Source organism: Streptomyces montanisoli, from assembly GCF_017813245.1.
GTDB lineage: Bacteria > Actinomycetota > Actinomycetes > Streptomycetales > Streptomycetaceae > Streptomyces > Streptomyces montanisoli.
This window is the reverse complement of record NZ_JAGIQL010000070.1, coordinates 22,536-33,093: the sequence shown is the minus strand read 5'-3', so window position 1 is coordinate 33,093 and position 10,558 is coordinate 22,536. Positions and strand designations below refer to the sequence as shown.

General features: G+C 74.5%; 10 protein-coding genes. 3 read left to right on the top strand and 7 right to left on the bottom strand.

Annotation, left to right across the window (positions count from 1 at the left end):
• Both JFN87_RS18095 and JFN87_RS18090 read right to left on the bottom strand, forming a co-directional pair.
• Positions 1-588 (bottom strand): TerD family protein (locus tag JFN87_RS18095; RefSeq protein ID WP_209341167.1); only part of this gene is annotated, 588 nt, incomplete at its 3' end.
• 44 nt (positions 589-632) lie between these two features.
• Positions 633-1,448 carry an NAD-dependent epimerase/dehydratase family protein gene (locus JFN87_RS18090; RefSeq protein ID WP_209341165.1) on the bottom strand — a complete coding sequence of 272 codons (816 nt, stop codon included), beginning with the start codon at positions 1,446-1,448 and terminating at the stop codon, positions 633-635.
• A gap of 223 nt (positions 1,449-1,671) precedes the next feature.
• Between JFN87_RS18090 and JFN87_RS18085 the strand changes: the two genes are divergently transcribed.
• Entirely contained in the window at positions 1,672-2,631 is a 960-nt protein-coding gene (locus JFN87_RS18085) for a 5-dehydro-4-deoxyglucarate dehydratase (RefSeq protein WP_209341163.1), read from the top strand.
• Positions 2,628-3,752, top strand: a complete 1,125-nt coding sequence (locus tag JFN87_RS18080; protein ID WP_209341161.1) for a hypothetical protein — start codon at positions 2,628-2,630, stop codon at positions 3,750-3,752. The genes JFN87_RS18085 and JFN87_RS18080 overlap by 4 nt, the downstream gene beginning before the upstream one ends.
• A 749-nt stretch (positions 3,753-4,501) precedes the next feature.
• Here JFN87_RS18080 and JFN87_RS18075 read toward each other — a convergent pair.
• Entirely contained in the window at positions 4,502-6,070 is a 1,569-nt protein-coding gene (locus tag JFN87_RS18075) for a hypothetical protein (RefSeq protein WP_209341159.1), read from the bottom strand.
• Positions 6,071-6,294: 224 nt separating this feature from the next.
• Here JFN87_RS18075 and JFN87_RS18070 point away from each other — a divergent pair, with 224 nt between their 5' ends.
• The gene (locus JFN87_RS18070) at positions 6,295-8,142 is read left to right on the top strand and encodes a DUF8508 domain-containing protein (protein WP_209341157.1); all 1,848 of its coding nucleotides are present in this window, start codon (positions 6,295-6,297) and stop codon (positions 8,140-8,142) included.
• A gap of 96 nt (positions 8,143-8,238) precedes the next feature.
• Here the strand turns inward: JFN87_RS18070 and dapD are convergent, their stop codons facing one another.
• From dapD to JFN87_RS18050, 4 genes are all read right to left on the bottom strand, one after another.
• Entirely contained in the window at positions 8,239-9,225 is a 987-nt protein-coding gene (gene dapD, locus JFN87_RS18065) for a 2,3,4,5-tetrahydropyridine-2,6-dicarboxylate N-succinyltransferase (protein WP_209341155.1), read from the bottom strand.
• Positions 9,226-9,361: 136 nt separating this feature from the next.
• Complete coding sequence (locus JFN87_RS18060) at positions 9,362-9,607, bottom strand: hypothetical protein (protein WP_372449249.1); 246 nt, start codon at positions 9,605-9,607, stop codon at positions 9,362-9,364.
• A 10-nt stretch (positions 9,608-9,617) separates the two neighbouring features.
• Positions 9,618-10,166, bottom strand: a complete 549-nt coding sequence (locus JFN87_RS18055) for a TetR/AcrR family transcriptional regulator (protein ID WP_209341153.1) — start codon at positions 10,164-10,166, stop codon at positions 9,618-9,620.
• Positions 10,163-10,486, bottom strand: a complete 324-nt coding sequence (locus tag JFN87_RS18050; protein ID WP_030909062.1) for a DMT family transporter — start codon at positions 10,484-10,486, stop codon at positions 10,163-10,165. The genes JFN87_RS18055 and JFN87_RS18050 overlap by 4 nt, the downstream gene beginning before the upstream one ends.
• Positions 10,487-10,558 lie beyond the last annotated feature (72 nt).

The window sequence follows — 10,558 nt, the reverse complement described above, 5'->3', positions numbered from 1 at the left end:
CGCGGGCGGGGCCGGCGGCTGCGCCTGGGTTGGTGCCGGCGCCGGCGTCGGGGCGGCGGAGGCCGTCGGGGCGGCGGAGGCCGTCGGGGCGTCCGCCGGCTCGTCCACCGAGACGCCGAAGTCCGTGGCGATGCCCGCGAGCCCGTTCGCGTACCCCTGCCCGACCGCGCGCACCTTCCACGCGCCGCCGCGCCGGTAGATCTCGACGACCACGAGCGCCGTCTCCGCGCCGAGCCCCGGCGGGGTGAACGTCGCGACGACGGCGCCGTCACCGCCGCGGACGGTCGCCGTCGGCTCCGTGCCGCGGAAGGTCGCGCCCGCCGCGTCGGGGCTGGCGGTCACGACGATCTTCTCGATGCCGGCGGGGACCGCCGCCGTGTCGACCGCGATCGCGTCGGGCGCCGAGCCGCCGCCGGAGCGATAGGTGACCCCGGAGCCCGACGGCTGGTTGTAGAAGATGAAGTCGTCGTCGGAGCGGACATTGCCCGCGGCCGTGAGCAGCAGCGCCGACACGTCGAGGCGTACGGGCGCGGCGACGTCCACCGTCACGTTCGCGCTGGGCAGCGGGAGGTTCGAGCCCGGGGTCATAGCAGTCATGCCAGGCGTAACGAGCGACCCTCCTTAGCCGTTCCTCACCGCTCGGCCGGCCACAGCGGCGGGTTCGACATCCAGTGGCCGCCGATGCGCGCGTGGTCCTGCTCGGCGGGGTCGGGCTCGCCCTCCTCGGCGATCAGCTTCGCCGCGTACGGCTCCGAGTCGTCCTGCGGGTCGTAGCCGAGGGCGCGTGCGGTGGACAGGTCCCACCACTGGCGGGTGTTGGCGGACGAGCCGTAGACGACGGTGTGGCCGACGCCCTCGGCGGTGAGCGCGGCGTGGAACAGCCGCGCGCCGTCCGCGGGGCTCATCCACAGGGAGAGCATCCGCACCGTGGTGGGTTCGGGGAAGCAGGATCCGATGCGCACGGACACCGTCTCCATGCCGTGCTTGTCCCAGTAGAGCTGTGCCAGGTCCTCGCCGAAGCACTTCGACAGGCCGTAGAAGCTGTCGGGGCGGTGCCGGGTGCCGACGTGCACCGGCGGCTCGCCCGCGCCCGGCGTCGGCGTGCCGCCGACGGCGTGGTTGCTCGACGCGAAGACCATCCGTCCGACCCCCGCGGCGCGCGCCGCCTCGTAGAGGTTGTACGTTCCCTCGATGTTGGAGCGCAGGATCCGCTCGAAGGTGGACTCGAGCGAGATGCCCGCGAGGTGCAGCACGGCGTCGACGCCCCGCACGGCCTCGTCCAGCGCGTCCCTGTCGGCGAGGTCGGCGGTGATGGCGTCCGGCGCGCCCTCTACGGGTACGGCGTCGAGGAGGCGGAGTTCGTACCCGTACGCGGGCAGCAGCCCGCGCATCAGGGTGCCGACGCCGCCGGCCGCGCCGGTGAGCAGGACGGTACGAGGTGCGGGCATGGCGATCACTCAGCTCCGTAGACGTCGTTCATATGCATGATCTTCAGGGTTCGCTCAACCTAAGGAGGCGCGCGCGAGGGCGTCAAGTAGGCGGCTCGGGCCCCGGAAAGGGCGGAGTTGCCCGGTTCGGCGCTTGACCGGGGCCGAAAGCGGCCACTAACGTGGGCGTTGTTCAGGAATGTAGACGATAATCAGAAACGTGCACAGCAGCCAGGGAGCACACGTGACCTCAGCCGCCCCGCTCACCGATCGCCTCACTCGCGGGGAGGGGCCGCTGTTCTTCCCCGTCACCGCGTACGGCCCCGACGGCGCGCCCGACCTGACCGCCTACCGCCGGCATGTCGCCGCCGGCGTCGAGGCGGGCGCGGCCGCGGTGTTCGCCTGCTGCGGCACGGGCGAGTTCCACGCCCTGACGCCCGAGGAGTTCGCCGCTTACGTGGCCGCCGCGGTCGAGGCGACCGCGGGCCGCGTGCCCGTCGTGGCGGGCGCGGGCTACGGCACCGCACTCGCCATCCGGTTCGCTCGCCTCGCGCACGAGGCCGGCGCGGACGGGCTGCTCGCCATGCCGCCCTACCTGGTCGTGGCCGATCAGGAGGGGCTGCTGCGCCACTACGCGGCGCTCGCCGACGCCACCCCGCTCCCGGTGATCGTCTACCAGCGGGAGAACGCGGTCTTCACGCCCGAGACCGTCGTGCGGCTGGCCCGCACGGAGGGCATCGTCGGCCTCAAGGACGGCGTCGGCGACCTGGACCTGATGCAGCGGATCGTCAGCGCGGTGCGCGAGGCGGAACCCGCGGGCGGCTTCCTCTACTTCAACGGCCTGCCCACGGCCGAGCTCACGGGCCTCGCCTACCGGGGCATCGGGATCTCGCTCTACTCGTCGGCCGTGTTCTGCTTCGCGCCCGAGATCGCCGTCGCCTACCACCGCGCGCTGAACACGGGCGACGACGCGACCGTGAACCGGCTCATCGACGGCTTCTACCGGCCGCTGGTCGAGCTGCGCGCCAAGGGGCGCGGATACGCGGTGTCGCTGGTGAAGGCGGGCGTGCGGATGCGCGGCCTGGACGTCGGTGAGGTGCGCGCGCCGCTGACCGAGCCGAGGCCTGAGCACCTCAAGGAGCTGACCGAGATCGTGGAGCGCGGCCACGCGCTGCTCGCCGGGGCCGACGGCGGTGACGCGTGAGGGCGTCGGCGTTCCTCTACCCGTGGGACGTGGTGGGGGACGAGGCGGCGGCCGCGCGCGTCGCGGACCTCGGCGTCCATCAGGTGACGCTGGCGTCCGCGTACCACTCGACGCGCGCCGTGACGCCGCGTCACCCGGGCCACCGCATCGTCACGGCGCAGCACGCGGCGGTGCTTTACCCGCCGTCGGCCGAGCGCTGGGCGGGCCGTGCGCTGCGGCCCCGCCCGGCGGGCGCGTGGGCGCCGGGCGACGCGTTCGGCGAGGCCGCGGACGCGCTGGCGGGCGCGGGGCTCGACGTGCACAGCTGGGTGGTGCTCGCGCACGACTCGCGGCTGGGCGCCGAGCACCCGGAGACGTCGGTGGTCAACGCGTACGGCGACCGCTACCCGTGGGCGCCGTGCATCGCGCGCCCCGAGGTCGCCGAGTACCTGGCCGACCTGGCCGTGGAGGCGGCGGTGCGGCCGGGCGCCGGCGGCACGGAGCTGGAGTCCTGCGGCTGGTACGGCCTCGCGCACCTGCACGCGCACGACAAGATCGCGTCGTTCGCCTCGGGCGACGCGGAGCAGTACCTGATGTCGGTCTGCTTCTGCCCGGTCTGCCGCGAGGGCTACGCGCGAGACGGGGCCGGCGTGGCGCCGGAGGAGGTCAGGGCGGCGCTGGAGAACCTCGCGCCGGCGGGCGCTGCGGCGGACGTGGTGCACCGCACGATGCTGTGGCGCGGGAAGGTGGCGCGCGCCTTCCAGGAGCGCGTGGTGGCCGCGGTGCGCGCGGCGGCGCCCCCCGGCTTCAGGATCCTGCTGCACGCGGACCCGCACCCGCACCGCACGGGCGCCAACACGGGCGTGGACCCGGCGCACATCGCGAAGGTCGCGGACGGCGTCGTCGTGCCGTGCGCGGGCGGCCCGGAGGGCATGCTCGAACCGTTCGCCCGCGCGGGCGCCGGGGTGGTGGCCGCCAACTTCCCGGTGGTCGGCGGGATGGGCGGCTCCCCCGACACCCTGGCGGCGGACGCGGCCCGCGCCCGGGAACTGGGCGCGACGGAACTGCGCCTCTACCACGGCGGCCTCGCGTCGGACGGCGACCTGGCCCAGGTGAGGGAGGCACTCCGGACGCTGCGCTGACGCTCGCGCGCACGGGGTTGACCCGGGCCCCGGGCCCGTCCCAATCCCCGGGTCCCCCGGCCGCAGGTACGGCAGGCCCGCGCGCGAGGGCCCCGGCGGGCGACGGGCGGCCCGATTCGCCGAAGCCGAGGCCGCCCTCCCAGCCGGGCCGGGCACCCCAAGCGGGAGTCGCGCCGCCGCCGAGCAGCGGGCCGCCCACATGCCCCAAACGCGGCGAGGCCCCGCAAAGCCGCCGGGCCCGGCACGGGCGCAACACATGGGCAGGTGGCCCGAGCCACAAGCCCCGGGCGGGCGGCGCGGTTCGCCGGGGGCTAGGCCGCTTTCCGGCCGGGACGGGCACCCCCAGCGGGAGTTGCGCCGCCGCCGAGCAGCGGGCCGCCCACATGCCCCAAACGCGGCGAGGCCCCGCCAGGCCGCCGGGCCCGGCCCGGGCGCAAGACATGCGCAGGCGGCCCGAGCCACAAGCCCCGGGCGGCGGCCCTGGCTACCGGCCGCCGCACCGGCACCCCGTGGGTACGGCAGACCCGCGCGCGGTGCACCAGGCGGGCAACGAGCGGCCCGGCTTGCCGGGGACGAGGCCGCCCTCCCGGCCGGGGCGGGCACCCCAAAGGGGGTTGCGCTGCCGTCGAGCGGCGGGCCGGGGCCCGGGCAGCGGGGCAGCCGTCAGGCGGGCAGGAGCGCGGCCGGTCCGCACCGGTTGCGGGCGGAGCCCGGGGGTGGACGCAGGCCCACCGGGGCGGGCCAGGGCGTCAGCCCAGGTGGCGGGATCTCGCGCGGAACGCGGCCTTGCGGGCCTCCTTCGCCAGCGCGCGGTCCGGGTGCAGTCTGCCGACCGCCTCCAGGACGTCCGCCGTCGCGGGGTGGTCGACGCGCCACGCCTCCTCGAAGAAGCCCGCGTGCCTGCCGACCAGGCCCTCGACGAGCTCCTGGAGCTCGTCCGGCTCGCCCTCCGCGTCGAGTTGGGCCGCGATCGTGTCGACCGTCAGCCAGAAGACCATGTCCGCCGACGGCGGCGGCACCGGTGCGCCCGTGCCGAGTTCCGCCAGCCATACCCGGGCCAGGCCGCCGAGCTCGCGGTCGTCGAGGACCGCGCGTACCGACGGCTCGGCCGGGGCGCCGACCAGCGCGAGCGCCTGCTGGCAGTTGAGGCGGCGCAGCGGGGCCTCCGGGTCCGTGCCGCGCGCCGCGTCGAGGAGTGCGGACGCGGCCGTGGCGGGCTCGCGCCCGGCGAGCCAGCGCTCCGTCTCCTCGCGCCCCGCGCGCTCGGGGAAGTGCGCGATCCCGTCCAGCAGCCCGCGCGCGTCGCGCTCGGCGAGGTCGCCGACGAGCGGCGCGTCGACGCCGGCCGCCACCATGCGCGTCCTGATGCCGTACAGGCCGAGCGCGGTCAGCGTGACGAGACCGTAGCGCGCGACGTCGTCCTCGCTCAGCGGCATCTCGTCCGGGTCGTCGACGTCCGCCATGAGCGCCTCGTCCACCGGCGTGTACGCGACGAGGCCGACGGGTTCGAGGACCCGGAACTGGTCGTCGAGCCGGATCATCGCGTCGGAGACCTGCTCGAGCACGTCGTCCGTCGGCTCGTCCATGTCCTCGGGGACGATCATCGACGCGGCGAGCGCGGGCAGCGGCACGGGCGCGGACGCGTCGCCGCCCGCGCTCTCGTCCCTGACCGTGAGCTGGTAGAGGTTCCCGAGCACGCCTTCGAGGAACTCGGCCTCCGCCTCCGGGTCCCAGTCGAGCGCGTCGAAGTCGATCTCGCCGTCGTCGCCGAGGGCGGACGTCAGGTCTTCGAGCACCGGCGCGGTCGCGTCCGCGATGACGGCGTCGAGCGCGTCGAGCCAGAGCGCCAGCACGTCCTTCGGGCTGCCCGACGCCACGGCCTCCAGCGCCGCGCCCGCCGAGACCCGCGCCGCCACCGCGTCACCGGCGCCGCCGACGCCGTCCGCGCCGCCGACGCCGTCCGCGCCGCCGGCGCCGTCCGCGCCGTCCGCCGCGTCGCCGTCCTCGCTGACGTTCACCTCGACGAGGCCCGTGTCGACGGCGATGCGCCACGCCTCGCCCGCGAGGGCCTCGCCGTCGCCCTCGGCCCAGGTGCCGCCCACCCCGCCCGCGTCGCTCAGGCCGAGCTCCTCCGCGGCGGCCGGGAGCTGCTCCGCGGCCAGCTCGCCGTCGGCGTCGACCCGTGTCTTCGGCCCCGCCCAGCGGGCGAGGCGTACCGCGTGGGCGAGGAGCGGCGCGGCCAGCGCCTCGCGCGCCAGCTCCGCCTCCGATGGCAGCCGCACCGGCGGCAGGGTCAAGCGGTCTGCGTGCTCGGACATCTGACGGCTCACTCCTCCATGAACGGGCTGGGCTCAGCGTAGCCGCGCCGGGGGGTCGCCGCCGCACGCCGTCCCCGGGGCCCTCCCGCGGGCAGGTTCACGCGTCCGACAGCCCACGTACACGCACGCACTCTTGACATGTTCCCCACCCAGCAAGGAGATTGACGCGCGTAGAAGTCCCTGCCTTCCCCCTTTCGCCCGTCTCCCACGCCTCGGAGTCAGTGATGCCTTCTTCCCTGCCGAGAACGGCCGCCGTGCCGGCCCTCGTCTCGCTCGCCCTCGCCTGCGGCCTCGTCGTGGCCGCCGGGCCGGCGTCCGCCTCGGGCCCGGCGTCCGCCTCGGGTGTCCGCATCCACGGCATCCAGGGCACCACCCGCATATCGCCGCTCGTGGGCACGCCGGTCGCGGACGTGCCCGGTGTCGTCACCGGGATCAGGGCCTACGGCGGCTCGAAGGGCTTCTGGTTCCAGGACCCGCACCCGGACGCGAATCCCGCGACCAGCGAGGGCCTGTTCGTGTTCACGGGCTCCGCCCCGAAGGTCGAGGTCGGCGACAGCGTCAAGGTGTCGGGCAAGGTGAACGAGTACGTGCCCGGCGGCGCGGCCTCGGGCGAGCAGTCGGTGACGGAGCTCGGCTCGACGCAAGTCACCGTCGTCTCCTCCGGCAACCCGCTGCCCGCACCCGTGCGGATCACCGCCCGCTCGGTGCCCGCCGCGTACGCCCCGCACGGGGTGGCGGGCACGGGCGATTCGATCAACGGACTCAGGCTCAGGCCGAGGACCTACGCGCTCGACTACTACGAGTCGCTCGAGGGCATGAACGTGAGCGTCACGAACACGCGCGTCGTGGGCGCCACGGACCCCTACGGGGAGCTGTGGGTGACGGTGAAGCCGTCGGAGGACGCGAACAGGCGCGGCGGCACCGTCTACGGCTCGTACGACGAGCAGAACACCGGCCGCGTGCAGATCCAGCAGCAGGCGTCCACGGCGGACAGCCCCTTCCCCACGGCCAATGTGGGCGACCGCCTCAGGGGCACCACGCGCGGGCCGCTGGACTTCAACCAGTACGGCGGCTACACGATCGTCGCGGGCCATCTCGGCACCGTCGTCGACAAGGGCCTGAAGCGTGAGGTGACGGCGAAGCAGAAGCCAGGGCAACTCGCGGTCGCCACGTACAACGTGGAGAACCTGGCGCCGACCGACCCGCAGTCGAAGTTCGACTCGCTGGCGTCCGCCGTGGTGCGCAACCTGTCGTCGCCCGACATCCTCTCCCTGGAGGAGATCCAGGACAACGACGGCGCGAAGGACGACGGAACGGTCTCCGCCACGGAGACCGTGCGCAAGTTCGTCGACGCGATCGCCGCGGCCGGCGGCCCGACGTACGCATGGCGCTCGGTCGACCCGGAGAACGACAAGGACGGCGGCCAGCCCGGCGGCAACATCCGCAACGTCTTCCTCTACAACCCCGCCCGGGTGTCCTTCGTGGACCGCGGCACGGCGGACGCGACGACGCCCACCCAGGTCGTCGCCACGCACGGCAAGCCCGACCTCACCCTCTCGCCGGGCCGCATCGACCCGGCGAACCCGGCGTGGAACGACAGCCGCAAGCCGCTCGCCGGCGAGTTCATCTTCCGGGGCAGGACGGTCTTCCTCGTCTCCAACCACTTCGACTCGAAGGGCGGCGACGAGTCGCTGACCTCGCAGCACCAGCCGCCGACCCGCTCCTCCGAGGTCCAGCGGCTGGCGCAGGCGCAGGCCGTCAACTCCTTCGTCAAGGACATCAGGAAGGTCAGGAAGAACGCGGAGGTCGTGGTGCTCGGCGACCTCAACGACTTCCAGTTCTCGCCCGCGCTCGCGGCTCTGCGCAAGGGCGGCGTGCTGAACGACGACATCGACTCGCTGCCGGTGCCCGAGCGCTACTCGTACGTCTACCAGGGCAACACGCAGACGCTGGACCACATCCTGACGACGCCGTCGATCAAGGACTTCCAGTACGACAGCGTGCACATCAACGCGGAGTTCGCCCAGCAGGACAGCGACCACGACCCGCAGGTGCTGCGCTTCCGCCCCTGAGGCTTCCGCCCCTGAGGCTTCCGCCGCTGAGGCTTCCGCCCCTGAGCACGCGCGCGCCGTGCCGCCGCACGAGCGGTGGCACGGCGGCGCCCGCCGTCAGTTGTGGGCGTGCAGGACGTCGTTGAGACCGTCCCACACCGCGTTGTTGGGACGGGCCTCGACCCGGCCGGTCTCCGAGTTGCGGCGAAAGAGGATGTTGCTCGCCCCCGACAGCTCGCGCGCCTTGACGACCTGCCCGTCCGGCATCGTCACGCGCGTGCCCGCCGTGACGTACAGGCCCGCCTCGACCACGCACTCGTCGCCGAGCGCGATGCCGATGCCGGCCTCCGCGCCGATCAGGCACCGCTCGCCGATCACGATGCGCTGCGTGCCGCCGCCGGAGAGCGTGCCCATCGTGGAGGCGCCGCCGCCGATGTCGGAGCCGTCGCCGAGCACGACACCCTGCGAGATGCGGCCCTCGACCATCGACGTGCCGAGCGTGCCCGCGTTGTAGTTGACGAAGCCCTCGTGCATCACGGTGGTGCCCTCGGCGAGGTGTGCGCCGAGCCTGACCCGGTCGGCGTCCGCGACCCTGACGCCCTTGGGCGCCACGTAGTCCGTCATGCGGGGGAACTTGTCGACGGACGTGACCTGGAGGTGCAGGCCGTCGGCGCGTGCGCGCAGCCGCACGGCCTCCAGGTCGGGCACGGCGACGGGCCCGAGCGAGGTCCAGGCGACGTTGGCGAGCAGGCCGAAGATGCCGTCGAGGCTCTGGCCGTGCGGCCGCACCAGCCGGTGGCTCAGCAGGTGCAGGCGCAGGTAGACGTCGTGCGCGTCGATCGGCTTCTCGTCCAGCGAGGCGATGACCGTGCGGACGGCGACGACCTCGACCCCGCGGCGCGGGTCGGCGCCCGCGGCCCGCGTGGCGGCCTCGCCCAGCAGCTCGGCGGCGCGCTCGCCGGTGAGCCGCTCGGTGCCCGCGGGGCCCGGCTCCGCCACGAGCTCGGGGGCGGGGAACCAGGTGTCGAGTACGGTGCCGTCGGCGGCGACGGTGGCGAGGCCGGCGGCGGCCGCGCCGAGGGGGCGGGAAGTCGTGTCGGTCATACCGGAAACCTAGCGGCACGCGCTCGTCCGGGGCGAACCGGCCTGCCGGTCAGCGCCCGCCGAGCCCGCCGGCCCTGCCGGTCGTCCCCCGCCGGCCCTGCCGGTCGGCACCGCCGGACCTGCCGGCCGGCAGCCGTCAGCCCAGCCTGTTGGTGTCGCGGCCCGCGATGCGGTGCCGGTCGTCCTCGGCGCGCGGAAGGGGCCGGTGGCCCTCGGAGTGCGGGTTGACCCAGCCGCACACGCCGCAGCTGTAGCGGCCGTCGAGGCCGGCGATGAGGGTGCCGCACTGGCGGCACTCGCCGTAGGTGATCTCGGGGCCGCTCCCGGCGGCCGACCGGGGATCGTGCGGCGGCTCGGGGGCGGGCGGCACGGGCGTGTTCACGTGCCCCAACCTACCCGCCGGGCTGCCGCAGTACGCGGGCGAGCATCTCGCGGGCGTACCGCTCGTCGTACTCGGCGCCGGTCAGCAGGACCTGGAGGCAGATGCCGTCGAGCAGCGCGACCAGTGCGCGCGCCGTGGTGGGGTCGGTGTGCGCGGACAGGATGTCGGAGACGGCGTCGGTCCACTCGGCGGCGACGGGCCGCAGCGCGGGCCGCCGCAGGGCCGCGAGGTAGAGCTCGTACTCCAGCTCGACGCCGGTGCGCTCCCCCGCGAGCCACACGCCCGTGAGCCGCGCGAGCTCCTCTGCCACGTCGGAGGACGGGTCGGCGAGCGCGCCGCCGTCCCTGATCAGGGCGGCGAACCCCTCGTTGGCCTGGCGCAGCGCGGCGGTCAGCAGCTCGTCGAGCGAGGCGAAGTGGTACGTGGTGGAGCCGAGCGGCACGTCGGCCTCGGCGGCGACCGTGCGGTGGCTGAGCCCGGCGATGCCGTTGCGTCCCACGACGCGGATCGCGGCGTCGATGATCCGCTGCCTGCGGTCGGGGTCGTAGCGGCGCGTCACGTATGGGTCCCGCCGAGATTGAGTACCACGACCCCGACGATAACCAGGGCGATGCCGAGGAGCCGCACGGGGCTCGCGGACTCGTGCAGGAACGCCATGCCGATCACGGCGATGACGGCCGTCCCCGCCCCGGCCCAGATCGCGTAGGCGGTACCGACGGTCAGCGTCTTGAGGGTCTGCGAGAGCAGCGCGTACGACACGACGTAGCCGCACAGGGTGATCAGCGACGGCCACAGCCGGGTGAAGCCCTCGCTGTACTTCATCGCGGTGGTGGCACCGATCTCGGCCGCGATCGCCCCTGAGAGCAGCAGGTATCCCATGCGTACGAGCGTACACAGCAGAGTGTACGGCCGTACACTCACCCCTCGGCCGACGCGTTGTCAGAGGCTGCC

Coding starts and splice junctions, on each gene's coding strand:
- JFN87_RS18090 (WP_209341165.1), bottom strand. CDS start 1,448: ATGCCCGCACCTCGTACCGTCCTGCTCACCGGCGCGGCCGGCGGCGTC.
- JFN87_RS18075 (WP_209341159.1), bottom strand. CDS start 6,070: ATGTCCGAGCACGCAGACCGCTTGACCCTGCCGCCGGTGCGGCTGCCA.
- JFN87_RS18070 (WP_209341157.1), top strand. CDS start 6,295: ATGCCTTCTTCCCTGCCGAGAACGGCCGCCGTGCCGGCCCTCGTCTCG.
- JFN87_RS18050 (WP_030909062.1), bottom strand. CDS start 10,486: ATGGGATACCTGCTGCTCTCAGGGGCGATCGCGGCCGAGATCGGTGCC.
- dapD (WP_209341155.1), bottom strand. CDS start 9,225: ATGACCGACACGACTTCCCGCCCCCTCGGCGCGGCCGCCGCCGGCCTC.